Origin of the sequence: Nocardia sp. NPDC004568 (assembly GCF_040609955.1) — a bacterium.
Lineage (GTDB): Bacteria > Actinomycetota > Actinomycetes > Mycobacteriales > Mycobacteriaceae > Nocardia.
This window is the reverse complement of sequence record NZ_JBEXLL010000032.1, coordinates 48,270-67,222: the sequence shown is the minus strand read 5'-3', so window position 1 is coordinate 67,222 and position 18,953 is coordinate 48,270. Positions and strand designations below refer to the sequence as shown.

Below are 18,953 nucleotides of genomic sequence, written 5' to 3'. Positions count from 1 at the left end.
ACGGCTGCGTCAACAACGCCGTCACGGTCCGGCGGGTGCTCTACAGCGACCGCAACTCGGAACTCGCCGACACCATGCCCGAATACACCCCGCTGAAAGGGCACAGCAGAGAGGATGTCGAAAAGGCATCCGGAGGGGGCACCCTCTCGACATTCGGCGATCTGGAGGAGGTAGCCCAGTCGCTGGCACATCGGCCCGGCGGGTCCGCATGGGTCGTATACAACTTTGCCAAGACCCGGAACGAGCCGACCGACAAAGATCTCCAGTACGTCGTCGATCTGCTTGCGCTCCATCGTGAACGGGACGAGTCGGGCACGACCGGGATCGTGCAGCGCGCAGAGAGCCGCCTGCAGGCCGCCACAACGATCGCCGATCTGATCGATCTGCTGTCGGACCTGCCCGAGCTGGATGGTCAGGAGGCCGCCCCGTGGCTCAACGCCCACCTGGTGACTCTGTACAACAAGAGCACTGATCCGCTGCACCCGGACCTGGTCGTTGTGGATATCGCAGCCGGGCCCAAACGCTTGACGACCATACCGGAGGACCTCGCCGACCCGGCCGCGCTGCTGAACACCGCAGTCCGGTTCCAGGATTGGATGGAAACCGAACAGAAAAAGATCAACAACCTCAGTGGCACCGACCGCGAAATCCTGGCCATCGGATTCGACGATCAGGGCAATTTCCTGCCACCCGACATCATCGCGCCCCCCGCGAAACATACGCAGGAAAAACAGGACCGGTTCGCGCTCGCGGGCCAGCGGCCAGCCGACGATCTACCCGAACCGGTAGAACGACGCTCACCCGACGACCCACCCAGCAAACCAGAACCCGCGGCGGACATCGCTGCCGAGTCGGGTCGGGCACGCTCCGGTGACGTGGACCGGCCGGAGCCGGAAAAGACGGTTTCCGGCAGGCAGCGGAGTGAGGCTCTCGCGCGGGTGCGTGCCGAGGCCGCCGCCGAACTCGCGCGCCACGGTGTAACCGTCGATACCGGCGGACCGGAATCCGGCATCGACCCGACGCCGGAAGTCGACGGGGTGTCGCTCGATCGGCTGCGGGAGTGGGTCGTGTGGATCGATGCCCTGGGCGCGGCGGTGGAAGACGCGTGGGCTCGGCGCGAACAGGCTGCTGCGGACCTGGCCGCATGTATTGCTGCATGCCGGGACCTGGACGAATCGGCTGTACTTCTGGGTTCTGAAGCGTTGACGGGCGTACCTGGACTCCGGGACAGAGTCCGGACAGCACTCACGGAGCGGTTGAGCCGGGAGAGTGCCCCGGGGACGCTCGAAGGTCCGGGCGTAAGCACACTGCGGGACCGTTTGCGCGATCTGGACGCGGTGGTCCTGGCCACCGAGCAGTTCGACTATTACGACGGATGGTTCGAAACCCATGTCGAGCACGTGCGCGAACTCGAGCTGAGAGCCGAACAGGTTCGTGCTGCTCGCTCGGAACTTGTTCGGGCGCACGACTCGCGGACGAATCCGCCGCGATTCGGGGACGACCGCCTGCGCAACCTTGTGCGTGTTTTCGATACCAAGTTGCGTGGTGTCATCCAGGGGATAGGCGATTACGGCAATCCCGGACTGGGCAGCGAACTGCACAGAATCAGGGATGCGGCGGTAGCCGAGTCGGCAAAGAAGCAGGGTGAGCTCTCCAGGTTGCTCAGGAAGTGGGGGACCGATCCGGGCGAGTTGCTGCGCAGAGGCTCACCGACCGCGTCCGAATGGACAGAGGAGCTGGGCGCGGCGTGTCGAGCGCTGGCGCAGGCGCTGGATATCCCCGTCGAGTATTTCGACTCCCTCGAGAAGATACGGGCCAGATTGGAGGAATTGACCGACCAGTCCGATGAACGCAAATTGCGTGCCGAGCTGCGAAAGCCTTACATCAAACTGTATGAGGTCTACTCCGTCATGGCAGCGGTCGACACGATCCATCGGGCGGATTTGCGGGCAGGCCGGATCGATGCATTCGAAGCGGCGTTGCGTGATGTCGCCGCCTGGTTCGGGCAGGCACGATCACAGGGCCGGGCTTCCGGTGAGATCGCGGCGATATATCACCAATTGGCTGTTACCGCCCACCGGCTCGATAAAATGGCAACTGACTATCACGAGCTATCCCCAGAAGACGCCCTATATTTCGAAGCATTGGGCAAGAGGCACAAACTGAAGTTCTGGCGATTGCGTCCGGGATCGCTCGAAACCGAGAAGCTGGATTTCAAAATCCGGCAGAACCGTCATTCGCTGGGCACATTATCCGCAGGATATCAGTCGGCATTGTCTACTGATCAGTTCGAACGTTTGGTGCAGGAATCCAACCGGATGCCACTCCCAGCAGAAGGGAAGGAGTTCGTACCCGACTCGCTGGACGAAGGGGAGCGAGAGCTGCCAGCGGGGAGTGATTTCGTCGATCTCCACGCTCTGGCCGATGCGGCGGCGACCGTAGAGAAGAATCGGGTGCTGGGCGCCGAGCTGGACGATCGCCTCGCGGCGATAGCCCTCGGCCATGCATATGTGCGGTCTGCATTGGGAGACTCGCGTGATCCGGCGCGTCTCATGAATCTGGGTCCTGGGCTGGTCGAACTGCGGGAGAAAGCTGTCCAGGCGTGTGAGGAAGCTGTCGCGGCGTGTGAAAAGGCTGTCGAGGCGTCTGAATTCGCGCGGCGCAACGTCACCGGTAAAGGTGGAACGTCCGCTGGCCGGGCGGTGTGGACGGTGCGTTCGGGTAGCCGAGTGCACAAGCTCCTGGATATCGAGCGTAAGGGTTTGCGTGACGGGATCGTCCGAAAATACGGGGTCGCCTCTGCGTCGGTGACTCGGGAATGGGCCGAGCAGCGCATCGCGGAACTCGCGGGCGTGCCGGACGTCGCAGCGGAGCGCGAGGCCCTCGTACAGTTCCGCGATATCGAATCGGTGATCACCAGTGCGCACCGGTTCCACCGGTACGACGCCTGGGTTCGGGCCATCGATGCGCTGGACCAGGCGATCGAGGAGGCACAGCAACAGAAGGTCGAGAGCGAACTCCGGCTGGCCAATCGAAGGCGCGTTGCCCGTGCCGACACCACTGGTGACGGGAGCCGGTCATCGCGGGAACTGGCGGCGGCCGTCGCGGAGCACCGCGAATCGGTGCGGTGGTCCGAGGAGTTGGCCGAAGCGGCTCAGGCGCTCGGCGAACTGGCGGGGGCGTGGGCGCAGGGGCCGGCGGCGCAGCACATCACGGAGGAGCGATTCGGAGCGGACCGGGCCGGCCTCGAAACGTTGAACACCGAGCTGGACGAGCGGTTTGCCGCTGTGGCGCTCAGTATCGCGATCCGGAAAGCGAGGACAGCCGCCGGGGAAGGGGTGTCGGCACCCAGCGCGGGGGGCGAGGGGAATGCGGCGGATGACGAGCCGGGGAGCGGGGGCGCACCCATCGGATCCCGGCCGGACGACGGTCCGGCGGAGACGGATGCGGGGTCGGCCGAGGTGGTCTCGCACCGGAAACGGCCTGGTGGTGGGCGATTGCCGGCAGCCCCTTTCCATATGCCGGCAGTCAGCACGGTATTCCAGCGGGTACTCGCTGTTGTGGCGGATCGCGAAGTGGCCCGGGCGATCACCCAGGAAGCGGTCGACCGGCTGGCTGTTCGGGTGACAGAGGTCGATGATCAGGCATTGACACGCCGGTTGTGGAAGGTAGCGGATGGTCTGCTGTTCCAGCGGTTGCGAGACGGTATCCGGTCCGCTGCTCGTAACACCTATGTCGAGGGTGACGTAATCGACTCGGTACTGCGGGAGATGACTCCAGTGGAGTGGAACAAAGTCCGCGGCCGTCTCGGTAGTGATATGAGAAAATATTTGACTACTCGCTTCCTGCGCGGGTTGTCCTCGGAGGAGACGGCGAGCGCGCTGCACCTCTCCTCGGACGATATCGAGATCGTCGAGTGGTCTGCTATTTGTGAGTTGGCGAGATCTATCGATGCGGAGCGCGGTGGACCCGATGCACGTGAATTGGCGACATACATCGATGCGGAGAACAGCGAGCGAAAGGAGATGCAACACGTCTCGGAAACCGACGACAACACAGGTGTCCTGAACGTCACCGAGAATTTCGGATTGGATCGGTCGACATACCAGCTGCGGCACGCTGATACAGGACTCGAACTCACTCCCCAAGAATTCGATGTGTTGTGGGTATTGGTGCAGCGGCCCGGGTATGTCGTAACGCTGGATGACTTCGCGGTTTTTTTTGGAAGCCCGGTAGAACCAGGCACAATCCATGACGCGGTACGGCGACTACAGGATCGGCTTGGGTCCGAGATCTGCATCGTCACTTTAAGAGATGTGGGTTGGCGTTTCGATGGTTTGCCGGTCGACCGGACCGTTATCGATGAGATGGTCGCGGCGGACCCGGAGATGCTTGACGAGGGTAGTGTCCGTTTGTCGCCGGATGCGCGGCGGGTGTGGGTCGATGGTCGCGAAGTGGTGTTGACTCGGACCGAGTTCGATCTGTTGAAGTTCCTCATGAAGAAGGCCGATCTCGTTTTGTCGAGGTCTCGTATCGAGGAGGAGGTTTGGGGCAATGTCGCAGAAACGGGCGGCCGCCTCCAGACTCAGATAAGGAACCTCCGGAAGAAACTTGGGAATCAACACGGACGCCTCATCGAGACTGTCGCTGCCGGCTACCGGTTCAACTCGACGATGACGTCTGCAGGAGTACGGGACAAGGCGGCGCTCGACCCACCGACCGATAACACAGCTTGGTTGAACGTCACCGATAATTTCGGATTGGATCGGTCTGAGCTCCGAGTGCGGCACGTCGATACAGTGCTTCCGCTCGGTCGTGACGCATTCGATGTGTTGTGGGTATTGGTGCAGCGGCCCGGGTATGTCGTGACGCTCGATGACTTCACGGAATTTTTTGGAAGCCCGATACAACCGGGCACAATCCATGACGCGGTATGGAGACTACGGAATTCTCTGGCGTCCGAGAACTGCATCGCCACTCTGAAAAATGTGGGTTGGCGTTTCGATGGTTTGCCGGTCGACCGGACCGTTATCGATGAGATGGTCGCGGCGGACCCGGAGATGCTCGACGAGGGTAGTGTCCGTTTGTCGCCGGATGCGCGGCGGGTGTGGGTCGATGGTCGCGAAGTGGTGTTGACTCGGATCGAGTTCGATCTGTTGAAGTTCCTCATGAAGAAGGCCGATCTCGTTTTGTCGAGGTCTCGTATCGAGGAGGAGGTTTGGGGCAATGTCGCAGAAACGGGCGGCCGCCTCCAGACTCAGATAAGAAACCTCCGGAGAAAACTTGGGAAGCAACACGGACGCCTCATCGAGACTGTCGCTGCCGGCTATCGGTTCAACTCGACGAGGACATCTTCGGGGGCTCATTCCGACACGGTGGTCCCCCAGGACATTCCGACGCAAGGCGGGGTACGGGTACCCAGCGCCGGCGTCGATGGCAATGCGGCGCCGTACGAGTCGGGCGGTCCCGCAATAGGTACCTCGCCGGGGGAGGAGGCCCCCGCGGAAGCCGAACTCGGGAGTCATGGTGGCACCGGCCATACCGGGAAATCGGTGTCCGGCGTAGACCCGACTCCGGGTATCGACGGAACCGGGCCGGGTGAGACCCCGGCCAATACTGCTGCGACGGCGGACGACAAGGTCGTCGGGCCGCGGGTCGGCGCTAGATTCGACGATGATGCTGCGAGTGTTACGGGACCGGCGACTTCGGTGCCGCGTCAAGATATGGCGGGCGGTGTGGGTCGCAGCGCTCCAGCGGTGTTCGAGGAGTTTGTGCGGGGGCCTGATGGACTACCGCTGGATGTTGCGCCGCAACCGATTGATTCCCCGTTGGTGTTCAGTGCTTTACACACGCTGCGGTTCCCCCCTGGTTCGGATACGGATACGGCTGAGCCAGCGGATACTGCCGCTGCCGCTGTGGAACGCGGCTGGCGGTCGCTTTCCGATGCCCAGCAGCGGGCGGTTGTTGTGGCGTATCCGGAGGTGGTCGGTCGTCTTACTGGTGTTCCCGTGCGGATACGGGATATCGCTATGCGGCTTGCTCTTGCCCGCGCGGTCGACTCGGCCTACACCCGGGCAGGTTTGATTCCAGCCGAAATCGACCCAGCATTACTGCCCCGTGACAGTGTGCTGGCCCGGCTCAGTGCCGAGCACGCCCGGTTGCAGGAGGCCGACCTGCGATCCGGCGCCATACCGGGGGGCGGGCCGGTGGTCTATTTGCTGGATACTCCGCTCGGTGGGAACGGCGGCCGGACGATCCTTGCTTTCGATGACCCTGATACCACCGAACGGGTTGCCTGTCATTTCTTCAGCGGTGCCCCGGACCTCCGAGCCGACCCGGTCATCGCGATTCGCAACGCTTATGAATCCACGCTCCGGGCCGGCGCCGCCAATGCTTCGGCTGTCTTGTACCTCGATCACGAGCTACCCGCTACCCTGCCCCTATTGCGGCAGAAACGATTGAAACCGGCACAGCGCAGTGCTGAACACATTGCTCGTTTCCTTGCCGAGATCCACCGGGTACGGAATGAACCTCATACGCCGCCGCTGCACCGACTGGACACATTCGGGTTCGGTTCGGCGGGAACTGCGCTGAGCGAAGCCGCCGCCGGAGGGCGGTTGAACGGGGTCATCACCACGCTGGTCCATCTGCATTCACACGGTAAAGGGTCCGTGTCCGACTACGGACCGGATATCAAGGGCTATGCATTCAGCCCCTCTCGGTATACCCCGGCGTACAAAGCCGGCCCTGATCCGACATTCGAGGGTGACCGGATGACCCGGGTCCGCTCGGAGATCCCGGTGGAGCGGGCGTTTCAAGAGGCGCATCCCATCGCGAACCTGTTCTTCGATCTGCTGGATTATCCGACCCACCCGTTCCGAGTGAACGCCCCGGTCCGTGATCAGTGCTACTGGTTCGCCAATCCCCATGACCGCACGTGCACAGAGGGTTTGACCGGGATCGGCCTGATATCGGCCGGGAAAGGTGACCAGGTCGATAAAGCCCAGGCGCGGACAGCTCAGCGCGATCCGGAGGCCGAACGACCGGCGCGCTGGTACCGCCCCCTCGAAGCGGAGATTCCGGAACATCCGGGAGTCGATGACGCTGCGCTGGTCCGGGCAGCGCTGTCGCTGCGGGGACCCGATGTCACGATCGACGATCTTTCCCATCGGGGTCTGGACGATGATGCGACCCGAGCCGCCGAGTTGACACTCACCAACTACCACTGGTGGGAATCGCTGGGTGACCCGGACCGTCCCGATGAACTGAGCCCGACCCAATGCGCCATTCTCCGGGAGCATCCGGGGGTGGCCTGCCAGATGCCGGGCCTGCCGCTGCACGCCCAAGGCTTGGCCGGTGTGCGGCAGCTGGAACTGGACCGCGCCGAACTGGTACCCGAAGCCGAGGATCGACGCCTGTGGACCGACACCGAGATGCAGCAGCTGCGCAATGTCTTGGGTATGGAAGAGGCATTGGGTGTCGCCACCGGGGTACGTCCCGGCATCGAGCAGCCACCGGTCAGAATCACAGACTGGGATAGGGCAGCGTTCGACAACGACGGCAAAGCCATCGTCCACTTCGGCGATACCGATCACGCCGACTATGTCGCCGATCTCATCCCGGGAATGATGTCGGATGCCCAGACCCTTCCCCGACTGGTAGCGATGGCACGCAACCTGTATGAGTCCCTGGTCTTGGCGCGACCGGGCGCCGAGATCGCGGTACGGCTGCGGTTGGGACATGACGCGCCCAGCGGAAAGCGGTCGATCAACGAAACCATACGGACCGATATTGCCGAATCCGCAGGCCGGATCGTGCACCGCGACCTGGTGGCCTGGCATGCCAAACGCACCGTCATCGCCGAAAGTGGTGGCTCGGCGATGCCTTACTTCACCGTGCACAGTCATAGCTACGGTGGAGTCACCGCGCACTTCGCTATGCAAAACATGCAGCTGAGCGACATTGTGGCGAAACACATCATGTATGGAGTACCGGCGACCGGGCCCAACGAGCATGTGTCCGAGACCGGAATCGATACCATCGCAATGTATTCGCCCACCGATCCGGTACCGAAATTCGGTGCCACCACCCATAAACACAACGGCAGATTAGGCCGGTTCAATGCCCCGAAGAGTTCCGGTTGGGGTGTCGGGCAATCCTACTTGGACAATCGCAAAGACGACCGAGATTTCGAAGCCGTACTCATCCCGATAACATTTCCGGACGAATACCCCTTCAATAAAGCGTTTCCAGCCCACGGGTACTACTTCAACGAGGTCGACCCCGATACCGGCGAACAGGTGGACTCGCTTCGCTACGCCGGCCTCATCGGCACCGACAAGAGCCAGCAAATACCCGCTGAGGCCATATACCGGCGAATCCGGCGCTATATCGACCCACGAACTCCTGGCCAGCCCCAGACCGAGGCAAACGACGGCGCACCAGCCGACCCCTCTCGGGAACCAGCATCGCCTGCACCGGCACCGCCGAACGACACTCCATCTCCCGACACAGAGTATGACAGCACCGGCCCGGCGATAGGTACGGCATCGGATGATTCGGTGCCGGGGTCTGCCGGTCGCCACATCGTCGTCGTCGGTCCCTCTGCTTACTGGTGCACGATCGCGGCAGATGAGCTTCCGGGTCCGGGTGAGGCTCGTCGTGTCAAGCCGATGCGGTTGGATCCCGGTGGATCAGCGCTGGTCTCGGCCCTCACCCTGGCCCGGAACAGTGACGCGGCGGTCTCGGTGATCACTACGGTCGGCGACGATACCTTCGCGCAGGGTATGCACGCCGAGCTGGAACGCAACCTCGGCTCCGGTGGGGTCCGGGTTGTACCAGGCGCCGAGTCGGCCGGGTCGGTGCATTTCGTCGTGGACGGCCAGGAATCGGTGCTCCGTACCGCGGCGGCGGGACTGGAGGTCACCGTCGACGATATCGCGCAGAATCTGGCGATGCTCCAGGCTGCCGACGCGGTACTGATCACCGACGAGGTATCCGAAGAGGTCGAGCGGGCGATCGGTGCCGCGGTCGGGGCGGGTGAGCGTCCTGTCGTGGTTCACCGGATGCCGCCACAGCAGAGTTCGCCGGGGGCGGCGATGCCGGATGCGGCCGAGACCGCGGCGTTGCTCTCGACTGTACTGCCGGACTGGGATTCCAGCGGCCCGGTCGCCGGCGTGGCGGATCCGGGGCGTCTACCGGAGTTTGTGAGTGACGCTCCCAGCCGGGTGGAGACCGGGGCCCGGGGGGCGGTGCAGCAAGGGGTTCCCGCGGCGGAGCCCCGGTCGCCGGGTAGTCCCCGGATTGTCGTATTCGGTAGCGCTGTCGCTGATGTCGTGATCCGTCACGACGGTTTTCCCGAGCCGGGGCAAACCGTGGACGCCGAGTCCGTGCGGGTGAACCCGGGGGGGAAAGGGTTCAATCTAGCGGTCCAGGCGGCGCGTCTGGGCGCCGCCGCGCAGTTGGTGACCGCTATCGGCGCCGACGCACCCGGGTCCAGGATCACCGAGGTGCTCGACGGCGAAGGTATCGGTTCGAGTGGGGTGCGGATCGAGGAGCAGGAACCGACGGAGACCGTCACCTGCCTGCTCAACACCACCACCAGTGACGCGTCGTTCCTGGAACATACCTCGCCCGGCGTCAAACTGACCGCCGCCGATGTCGAGCGTGCCGCGGCGCTGATCGGCGACGCCGATATCGTGGTGATCACCTACGAGGTCCGTGACGACGTGGTCGCCGCAATCTGTGCGGTAGCCAAGCGCCACGGTAAGCAGATCGTGCTGCAACCGGCCCCGGCACCCGAGCAGTTCTCGAAAGAGACGGTGGGTATGGCCGATGTGCTCGTACCCAACGAGGTCGAGGCGCGGGCACTACTCGCGGGTGTGGGTGTTGATGATTCCTCGATCCCCGCCCACGAATTGCCCGGGGCCCTGTCGCGGGAATTCGGGGTGGAGACGATCGTCGTCACCCTCGGTGCGAAGGGATGCGTGGTGCGCCACAACGGGCGCACCCGGCAGTTCCCGGCGGACGCGGTGGACGCGGTGGTGGAGACGATCGGGGCGAGTGACTCTTTCACCGCCACGTTGGCTTGGCGCCTGGCATCGGGTGACTCGGTCGATGAGGCTGTCCCGGTGGCGTTGTCGGCCGCGGCTCAAACGGTCGGGCGGCCGGGTGGCTATGCGTCGATGCCCCATCTTTCGGATCTGCCAGGTATGGATGGTGTCGGCGCGGTCGGCGTAGCCGGCAGCGCTGCGGCGGGCGGCGGCGCCCAGGGCAGGCCCGCGACCGTGGACGATATGAGTTTCGAACGGATGCGAGTGGCTATCCTGAGGGCTCACGGAGCAGATGTCGAGAACGAAGCTATCGGCCGGGTGCTCTCGACGATGACCCGGTCGGAGTGGGCCAGAGGTTATGCGACGCTCGCACCCGCGATGCAGGAATGCTTGACTGCCCTTTTCGAGCACGGACTGACAGCATGGGCGACGGCAGCCGTGATGGGGCGGGAATACAGCCCGAGCTATGTCCGGTCCCTCTCACGGTCCGCTGTCGGTCAGGTGGCGAAGTTCATCGTTGCGGAGCGTGTGACGGGGTTCATCGATGCGGCGCGTAATGAATCAGAAGCGGGCGCAACTGCTACTGGGGAGGCACGCGCCGCCGCGGCCGGGAAGCAGGTAATCAGCACACCCTCGCCGATCCCGCAGAGTGAAATTATTTTCGACGCCGGACGTGTCTGGCTGGATCCCGCTGCGCGGCGAGTGTGGGTCTACGGCACTGAAATCCAGTTGAACGACGAAGAGTTCGCGGTGCTGGACCTTTTGACGCTGCGACCACGAGGACGCGCAATCCCCGCAGCGGAAATCGAGCGGGCCCTGCGGGACGAGGGACTCGACGACGGAGCCTCGGTTCACGACCTGATCCAGCAGCTCGAGAGCAAACCCGGCCTAAACGAGTCGATCTTGTCCGTGCGCGGGGGATACCTTTTCGCGGCCGACGTGGATCTGCTGTTGGTGGGTGGTATCCGGGCGTATCCGACCGAACGGCGAGTATCGTTCTACGGCAGAGAAATCAAGTTGAGCAGTCGAGAGTTCGCGCTGTTCGTCTTCCTGGCGACGCAACCGCATCAAGCGGTCGCCAGGTCGGAAATCGAGGAGGCCGTATGGGGTGAGCGGCATCGCGACGGAAACGCGCTGAGTAGCCTGGTCCGCCAGCTCAAACGCAAGCTGAGCACGCTGGGGGTGGACGGTTGGCTCACGCCCGTGTCCGGTGGGGGCTACCGCTTCGGACCCGAAATGAGCACGGCACCGGATGCGATCGACCAGGGCCGGATCACGCTGTTGCCGGCGGCGCGGGAGGTGTGGGTCGACGGCGTTGCGGTTTCGCTGGGGCCGAGGCAGTTCGAAATGGTGAAGTTCTTCATGGAGCGGGACGGCGAGTCTGTGTCGCGGGAAGAACTGCGAGATCGGTTCTGGGGCAGAGGTAGTCAGATCAAGCCGGGTTCCGTTACTGCCTATGTGTCGGTGTTGCGGAGCCGGTTGGGGGACCCGGAGTTCATCACCTACGTCGGCGAGGGCTGGCGATTCGATGGCCGTGGTTCCCGCCGATCGGCCGAGGACGCGGCCCGAGAGGAAGTACATACGGCCGCCGTCGACCGCCCCCGGGGGACCGCATCGGGGCAAACCACGCCGCTGATCGGTTCCCGGACGGGCGACGAAACCGAAGGCGAGGACAGGGGTGGGCAGTCACGACGGGGGCAAGTCGGTGAGTCCGGACAGGAAGGCCGGCAGCCGGACCGCGACGGTGCGTCGGCGGGCGTCACCGAGACCCCGCCACAAGGTGAGCCACCGATCGGCACCCGGTCGGGCGAGGATGGGATGTCCGGCCGCGCCAGTACGGAGGCGGAGTTGCCGTCCGTGGAGTCGGCGGTGGTCCGGCCTGGGCCTGCGGGCAGTGAGCTGCGGGACAAGATTACTTTCCGGTATGTGACGGGGCGAGCTCTCACCGATCTGGCGCCGGATATGGTCGAGCTGAACCGGTCGAGCTGGGACGGTGATGAAACCCGGCTCGGTGTCAAGTGGTGGACGGATCCGAAGTTCGCGCCCGGGGCAGTTGTTGCCGAGGTCGGTGGGCCGGGCGGGAAGCTCGTCGGGTTCTGTATCGGACAGAAGAGTAAAGATCTGAGTGGGCAGGTTCATCTGGATATTCGGGCATCCGGGCCGCGCGGGGAGAATCCGAATGTATTGAATCCCGGGTCCGTGGAGTCCGAGTCCGATGTTCATATCACCGCGATGCTGGTGGACCAGGAGATGCGTGGCCGCCGAATCGCGGATGCAATGGCCTACACATTGCTGCTGCATCGGCGCGAGTCTTCGTTCAGCCTATATGTGCGCCCGGAGAACGGGACAGCGATCAAGGTGTACGAGCGGGTAGCCGGATCGAATACTCCTCCGCTCGGGCGACGGCTCGGAACCGGTAACAACGACCTGCTCTATCGGGTGAAGCGAGACCCTATCGAGTTGCTCCGTAGGCGGCGGCAGTTGGAGGAGTGGGGGTTCCGCGGTACCGGTGCGACGCTGGTGTGGACGCCACCTGCGGGAACCGAGGAGCAGCCGGAGACCGACGCTACGACGACACCCGAGGACTCGGAGGTTCGGCCCGGCGCGGAACAGCCGCCGGAGCTTACATCAGAGCAGGCGCCGGACGTCGATCCGGACGCCGTCGCGCGTCGGCGTCCGGCCGAGATGCTCTCGGGCGATATTTCTTTCCGGTATGTGACGGGGCAAGACCTCGTTGATCTGGCGGAATCCGTGAAGGAGCTGAACGGCGCCAGCTGGGACGGTGATTCGAGCCGGTTGGGTGTCGAGTGGTGGGGGGATCCGGCGGTCTACCCGGGGGCGGTCGTGGCCGAAATGGATGGGCCGGGTGGGCGGCAGCTCGTTGGATTCTGTATCGGGCGGCTGCGGGAAGAGCTGAGTGAGTCGTCATATCTGGACGCTCGGAGGTGGGTGCGGGGGAACAGGGTTCCCTTGCATATTCAGTTCGGGGAGCCGAACGTTCATATCGAGTCGATGCTGGTGGACCAGAGCGTGCGTGGCTTCCGTATCGCGGACGCGATGATGTATGCGTTTCTCCGGAATCGGACCGAGCCTGCGTTCACCTTGCATGTGGCTTCGGAGAACGAGGCGGCGATCCAAGTGTGCGAACGGGTGGGTGGACCCGGTGTCGGTCCGCTCGGACTCCGGCCTGTAGAGAACGACGTTCTCTACCACGGGCCGAATTCGACTCTGCAGCTGGACGACGTGCGGCGGCAATTGGACGAGTGGGGGTTCACCGGCGGGGACCGGGATCTGGTGTTGAAGGGGCCGGCGCCGACGGAGTGGGTGCCGGATGTTGATCCGGGGTCGGTCGCGAGCCGGCGTTCGCTCGATATCCTCCCGGGCGATATTTCCTTCCGGTATGTGGCCGAGGAAGAACTTGCCGACCTGGAGGGTTCGATTGCCGAGCTGAACGAGACCAGTTGGGATGGCGATTCGACCCGGCTCGGGATCGCGGGGTGGGCGGATCCGGATCGCAAATGGGGGGCGATCGTTGCCGAAGTAGGCGGGCCGGGCGGGCAACTCGTCGGATTCTGTCTCGCGGGGTGCCAAGACCTGAGCGGATCGACATATCTGGATGCCCGGGCAGAGGTGGAGTCGGCGCGGAACAGGGACCTACTGGATCTGGATCCACAGTTCGCGGAGCTCAACCTTCATATCGAGTCGATGCTGGTGGACCAGAATGTGCGTGGCTTCCGGATCGCGGATGCGATGGTCTACATGCTATTGCTGCACCGGTCCGAGTCTTCGTTCAGCTTGCATGTGTTCCCCGAGAACGAGACGGCGATCCGGGTATACGAACGGGTAGGTGGCCCGGGTTTCAGTCCGCTGGGGCTCCGGCTCGGAAGAAGAGTCGGCGATCCGCAGGATGTGCTCTATCAAGGGACGAAATCCACTGAGCAGTTGCGTGATGTGCAGCGGCAGTTGGAGGAATGGGGGTTCAGCGGACACGGCCCGGATCTGGTGCTGAGGCGGGTGACTCCGGTTCAGCGCCGGGAGGCCATCGCCCGCTTGCATCCGCATGCCTATTCCTCGGCTGCCAAGTGGGCGCGCAATGTTCGCCTCCAACTCGGTATGAGTCCCGGACGAATGGACTATCTCATCGGTGCGCCGAGTGGCACGTGGCATGGGGTGGAGAAAGGGGAGATCGACCTCACCATCGGCCAGGTGCGAGCTCTGCTGCGGCGTATTCCCGGCGCCGAGGCCTGGTATTCCGCTCTCGCGGAAGGTTTCTTTCCGGATCTGACAATCGCGCTGCCGCGGGCCGGCTCGAAAATGCGGTCGATCAGGGAACGAGCGAATATCCGGGCCGAACAGCTCGCGGTGCGGTTGGGCACGTCGGTGGCGGAGCTCGACAGGTTGGAGGCGACGGCGAGCTGGCCGGAGTCGAAAGGTGAGCTGCTGTGGTATCTGCGGGGACTGACGTCCTTGCTGCCCGCTTCGGCGGTTTTGCAGGCCGGTGCCGATGTAGGAGTTTGTCTCGGGGCATTGCGTGCGCATGCCGGGCTGAATCTGGAGTCTTTTGCCGAGAAGGTCGGGGTGGGCCCGGCGGAGATTCCTCGGATCGAAGCGGGGTCCATAGAGCCCTCGGACATGGTGATTGAGGCGTATCTGCGGGCATTGGCGCCTGGCACGCCGGGTTACCCGGAGGGATATCGGAACGAGGTCGGCGAGTACCTGAAGTATCTCCGGCAGAGTTCCGGCGAAACGCTGGTGGCGGCAGCTGAGGCGGTGGGGAAGGGAATGACCACGGCCAGGCTGGACAGTTGTGAGTCCGGGCGTGCCGTGCCGTCGGTGGACACAGTGAGTGCCTACCTGGACGCATACTCCCGGTCCGCTGGCAGGGTCAGCATCGAGGAATGTGTCGAAGCATTCCCCGAACTCAGGACCGCGGCGGCACGGCGTGCCGCCGAAAGTGAGCAGGCCGCTGCGAATGCCGAAAACCCGGACTTCCAGATTCCCGAACCGGCTGCGAAACCGCCGGCAGCGGAGCTGTTGGCGGCGGATGAGGTTTCGCCGGATCGGGTGCGGCTGAACGCTACGGCAGAGTTGTCCGATGCGGATGATCTCGTGCAGGCGATTGTGGCCGGTGCTGATGAGTTCGCGAAGATTCCGGGGGCGGATCGGCGGACGGGGTCGATCTTGCGCCGGTTCCCGGACTGGGAAGAGGTGACCTCCGATGGTGATCGGAAGGCCAGTGCGCGGTCCTTCAAGTTCCGGGTATTCGAGCGTAGGCCCGACCGGACAGTAGACGATGAACCCGACTGGACGGAGGAGGCCGCACTCGATCCGACGGTGGCGGGGCGGCGTCGGCCGAAGGTCACCGAAGTCGAGGTGCGGTTGACGAAGTCGGCGGCCGGGGGTGATTGGGAGGGCACCGTGTCCGAGCCCTCCACCCAACGGGATCCCGCCTTGTGGAAACTGGCGCGGTTGCCGGAAGCCGCCCCGAATCCGGTGAAGGCCCAGCAGTTGATCGGCGTCGGTGTGGGTCTGGCCGCCGAGGCATTGAGTCTGCTGGACGTCTCGACTGTCGTCGCCGAATATGGGCCCGCGACCGAGAGCGAGCGGGTTACGGTTCGCACCGCCGAAGGCAATCGTCAAGTCTCGGTCGATGACGAGAGCACTTGCCGGTCCGTCACCGTGATGTTCACCGACCGGACGACGGCCCAGTTCGATGTCCGAGTCGATCGGGTCCATCGCCGACTCGTGGTGAGCACCCCGGACGGACGGCTGGTCCGGACCGCGCAGATCCGGGCGTCGGGGTTCGCCGAGCCAGTGGAGTTGGCGCACGCGGTGACGGTGGCGCTCACCGAGGCGCTCGGTAAGGTCGTGAATATCCATCGCGGGCACAAGACGGTGACGCCGGAGGATCCACGGTACGAGCGCGATGAGTCGGGGAAACTGGAGGCTACCCGGGCGGCTCGCATGGATGCCGTGATGCTGCTGCTACTCGACCGGTTGCTGGCGATGAAACCGCGGACGAAACAGCAGCACCGTTACCTCTTCGAGCTGCGCCGCGAGGTTCTGCATCGGCTGGAATTCGCCCGTGGCACGCTATCTCTGCGGCGTGAGCGCCTCGCCGCACTACGTGCCATGTCGGCCAGACTGGAATACGCGATAAAACGGCACTGGGGTCCGTGGAAGATCCGCAAACCGGCCGCGCTGCACCCCGAGGCCGCGCCATCGTTCCTCGCACATTACCTACTGTCGCTGCTCGCCGCCGGATCGAATATTGCTCCCGCATTTGCCGGAGTTCCAGGCCAATCATTTCGCTATGCGGTCGGCAGTGCCAGCGGATCTTTGTACTTGGCATTCGGTCGGCACGAGTCCTACCTTTCGATGAGCCAGCGGGAGAAGAGTGGCGATCCCGCTCCCCGCTGGTGGATTTACGATGAAAAAGGCACCCGCCATTTCTGGGCCAACTTCGGGGGAGCGACTGCCGACGCTGTGGCACGAGTGGGTGGAAGCCTGATCCTCATTGATGCAGGCGTTCTGACGGAATCCTTCGCCCTGCTCGCCGGGCTCGGCAGTAGACGAGTGGCGAGTGGGTACCTCAAGGGTATAAAAGCACGCAAAATACAGCCCATGTACGCAGCCCCCGTCGATCTGACGGCGCAGACTCAGGCCGTGGCTCGCCGCGGCGAGGCGTACGACCGGTACGCCGAGCTGCATGCGGAGTCGTTGCGGTGGCTTGGGCAGCTGGAGAATTATCTCAAAGTACGGGGGCCGCTGAACGATGGCGAATTGTCCCAGCTCGCCGACATCATTCACCGGCTGTCCGTCCAGAAACGGGCGGCAGCCGCACTGATCGACAAGTACGGGCTCGGTGCCGCGGCATTGCGCACGAAAGCATCACCGAACTCGTCGCCCAGTGGGATGCGAGTACTCAGATCGTCCTGGCTGGACCCCGTGGGGTCGGCAGCCGTCGGCACCCTGGCCGGGTGGCTGTTCGGCGATCCCTGGGTCGGCCTGCTGGGCGCGGGAGGAGTGTTCTGGGCACTGTTGCAGGCTCGTATGTCCAGGATTTGGTCGCAGGGCCAAGACATAGAACGTGCCATGCGAGTACAGCGCAACAACGCCTATCGGGACAAGAAATGGGACGACCGTGAGCGGGCCGTGCAGCGCGAAATCGCCAGGCTGCTAGGGCAGGAGGCGTATCTCCTCGACCCCCTACCCGCTGCGAGAAGAAAGTGGATCGACCCCCTCCCGTATGTGGTGCAGGCGCTGCCCCAGGCATTTGTGGAAGCGGCGTTTTCCGCTCCGCTTCTCTTCGTGTCGGATTTCGGCACGGAATGGGCGTGGATGGTCCTACTCGCCAGGTTGCTGTCACCACTCACCAACAGGCTACGCAAGGTGGCCGAGGAAATGTACGATGTGTACAAATCGAACTGGGCGGAGGAGATCGACGACAGGATTGCGCTCGAAGAACGCTTCGACAGTGCGAGCGACTTCGTTCACGGATTGTCCGGAATCGCTGGCGAATACGACGAACTGGTGCGTGACACCGAGGAGACGTTCGACGCGGACGACATTCCGGACTTCTCCGGTGCGGTGTCGCCGGCGGCCGTCCACCAGGAGCTGATGAAAAAGGGCGAGGCCAAGAAGAACTCGTCGGTCGCACTCAGCGTCTTCAAACAAGTTGTGGCGGAAAAGAATACACCGGACCTGTTCGATATTTTCATCGCGTCGATCACCGACGGGTTCGAGGAACTCGACCCCGGGGACCGTGCCGGTAAGGCAGCGGATGCGTTCCTCTACTGGCATGAAAAACGGGTGGCGAATATCGGCAAGCTGGCAATGGTGTATGAGTATATGGCCGAGCACCTCCCCCCCGAGTTGCAGCTGGCGGCGTTGTTCACGGAGGATGAGCGCACGCCGTTGAACACGCAGTTCTGCGAGTTCGCGCGGGTGGTTGCGAAGCTGTGGATGGTGGCCCCCATTGCGAGTCCCGAGAAGATCAACCACGAGATCGAGGACTACACCGGTCGATTCCTCGCGGTCGCGTTGCACGCCGCGGCCCGCAACGCGGTCCGGGTACCCGATCGCGGGAACACCGGCGAATCACGGCTCGACACCGTGGACCTGGGCAATCTGCTGGCCACGGCGGCGGAGTTCATCGAACGGGACATCGCGCGGCTCGCGCACGGTTCCAATCTCGACGACCTGCTGACCGATACGGCTCCGCCGGGGACAAGTATGAAGACTGCGTCGAAGGCGGAATTGGACTCGGCCAGGAACCTGCTACGTATCGCGCTGGCGGATCGGCGTTACTTTGCGAAATATGTCGATCGTCTCACTCGGTGGCTGGAGGATACCCGGGAGCCGATCGTTGTGACCAGCGGGCGCGGGTTCGGTACTCCCGATCCGGTTGCGGTATGGCTCGGCAAATCCGGTACTCGAGGTCCGCTGATCGGTAGTCGATCGGACGCCGAGGACCAGGGATCGCATTCGCGGTCTGGTGCGGTGTCCGGTATAGCCGGTGGTGGGGGTATCACGGAGCGGCCTGCCGGTGGGCGTTTGCCGGTGGATGGTTTCGATGATCGGGTGGTCGGTGCGGTCTTCGGGCGGGTGCTTCGTGGGGTGGGGGATCCCGCGGTTGCGGGGGCGATTACCGCCGAAGCGGTCGGGCGGGTGGATGGTGTTGTGGCCGATGCCGACGATGTGGAGTCGGTGGGCGAGTTGTTCGTGGCGGCGGATGTTGTGATGGTCGAGCGGTTGCGGGGTGGTATCCGGGCGGGTCATCGCGGCTATGTCGAGGGCGATGTCGTGGGTCGGGTGTTGCAGACGATGACGCCGACGGAGTGGGTGGGTAGTCGGGGGCGCCTCGGTCCGGAGATGTGGGAGTGGTTGTCTGCTCGTTTC

General features: G+C 63.8%; 1 protein-coding gene. It reads left to right on the top strand.

Features of this window, described 5'->3' with window-relative positions; all coding sequences use genetic code 11:
- Positions 1-35 precede the first annotated feature (35 nt).
- Positions 36-18,953, top strand: an 18,918-nt coding sequence (locus tag ABZV91_RS16575; protein ID WP_355241827.1) for a PfkB family carbohydrate kinase, incomplete at its 3' end; no start/stop codon positions are given.